3 protein-coding genes and 1 pseudogene are annotated in these 1,821 nt (G+C 32.8%); 2 read left to right on the top strand and 2 right to left on the bottom strand.

Features of this window, described 5'->3' with window-relative positions; translation table 11 throughout:
- Window positions 1–549 (bottom strand): hypothetical protein (locus tag ACFIO3_RS12510; RefSeq protein ID WP_375704562.1); only part of this gene is annotated, 549 nt, incomplete at its 3' end.
- A gap of 10 nt (window positions 550–559) precedes the next feature.
- The gene (locus ACFIO3_RS12515) at window positions 560–883 is read right to left on the bottom strand and encodes a hypothetical protein (protein WP_375608819.1); all 324 of its coding nucleotides are present in this window, start codon (window positions 881–883) and stop codon (window positions 560–562) included.
- A gap of 112 nt (window positions 884–995) precedes the next feature.
- Between ACFIO3_RS12515 and ACFIO3_RS12520 the strand changes: the two genes are divergently transcribed.
- A complete protein-coding gene (locus ACFIO3_RS12520) occupies window positions 996–1,322 on the top strand; it encodes a hypothetical protein (protein ID WP_375607567.1) in 327 nt (108 codons plus the stop codon).
- 245 nt (window positions 1,323–1,567) lie between these two features.
- A pseudogene (locus ACFIO3_RS12525) lies at window positions 1,568–1,821 on the top strand (hypothetical protein); the annotation flags it as partial.

Consider the following 1,821-nt stretch of genomic DNA (forward strand, 5'->3'; position numbering starts at 1 on the left):
AATTTCCTCGTCGTCACGTTCTTCTATCTTTTGTTTAAGTTCTTTAATTTCCGTATCACGTGATTGCACATCTGCTTTTAGTGCCTGTATCTTTTCACTTTTCCGTTTAAAATCTTCTCGGTACGCATCTATCTTTTGTTTAAGTTTTTCAATTTCCTCCTCACGTTCTTTAATCTCTTGCTTCAGTTCTTTAATTTCCGTATCACGTGATTGAACATCTGCTTCGAGTGCATCTATAACTTCGTTTTTCCGTTTGAACGCTGCTTCATACTCATCTATCTTTTGCTTCAGTTCTCTAATTTCTGATGCATTTTTGATATTTAAAAAACTCTTATCCATGCCATTCTGAATTTCTCTTGAACATTCATGCTGTTTATTTTGTAACTCGTCTGTTAAATGCCCAATTTTTAATTTTAGAGTTTCAACTTCCTCTTTAAGCCTCTTAACTTGGTCACGATAATACAAAGCAATACGAAACATCACTCCGCATAAAAGCAATGCTCCAAATACTACACACACAACTATCAATATTATTTCATTTAAACTCATTTTGATCTCCTTAATGCTGCAATCTATCGACCATCTGATCAACACCGCGGCTCTTGCAAATTTTCGACATTGGGGGGTGTTGCTCTTGCATTAATCTCTGCAAGCGCTCGGGATAAAAAAAATCTTCTGGACGCAAATCTATCCCATGATCTCGCGCATAATTTAAAAGCATAATTTGGTATTTAGCTGGTATAATGCCGCCTTTACCCTCTAGTTTTTTTAAAGGATAAGTCCATTTATAAACAGCAGATACATGGCATTGAGAAATCAACGACACACGTTTTGCACCACCTAAATACTTTATAATCGTAACTGCTGAATTTTTGATATTCATATTATTTCTCTATTTATCAAATGGGCATTTATTCGATTATAGAAAAAATGTCAATATTTTTTCTAAAATAGAAATGTTGATATTTTTTTTAACAAAAGGAATACTGGTAAGTATGGATATTCAGAAAGAAATAAAAATTTGGGCAAATGAAAAGCTTAAAACAATGGGTCATGGGTCCCGAACTGAACTAGCTAAACATATGGGACTTCATACATCTGTTGTATCTAAGATGCTTTCTGTTGATGATGATAAAGAAAATAGAAGCATATCTGCTGATGAACTCGTCAGATTAACTTCATTTTTTAAAGCGCTCCCCCCTCATTTTATACCCGATAATTGTGATGATTATTTTTTTAAATTATATTCTTCCGCAAAGCCAGAACATAGAAAAGCTGTCATTTCTTTTCTACGATCTTTGCAAGAAGAAGATGAAAAATAATCACCCGTTTTTGCTCATTTGTTAATGACGAAAATATTTTAAAAGCTTCTTTATACTGTTTCATAAAGAATTTTCTCCACATTGAAATGTAAATTAGGTTACTTTTTTGTGTAGACTATTTGTCTATCGCTAAAAAAAATTTTTTCTATTTTAGAAAATTTGTATTGACTTATTCTAAAATCGAAAATATGTTCACTCCATATCTTAGAAAATAACTTTTGCCAATAAGCTGTATGGAGGCATTTGTGAAAAAACCAGTGTTTATAAATTCTGATGAAATTCTCTTAGTCATTTGCGAAAATGAAGAACAAAATCTCGCTAAATCTGGTCCTTTCTTAGAAGAAAAGGACATGATCAATTTTATCGACCAAACCGATAATGCTGTCCAAATTTTGCGCGTAGAACCAACGACTAATCGTTGTGAAGATATCTCTGAAGATATTGCCGAATTCTATCTTAAAGAATGTGAAGAGCAGTGTTTCAACGGAAACATTCCTCA

Source organism: Bartonella sp. AD328YNZD, assembly GCF_042196425.1.

Bases quoted from the DNA above. Each gene is read 5' to 3' on its own strand.
- ACFIO3_RS12520 (WP_375607567.1), top strand. From the start codon at position 996: ATGGATATTCAGAAAGAAATAAAAATTTGGGCAAATGAAAAGCTTAAA.
- ACFIO3_RS12515 (WP_375608819.1), bottom strand. From the start codon at position 883: ATGAATATCAAAAATTCAGCAGTTACGATTATAAAGTATTTAGGTGGT.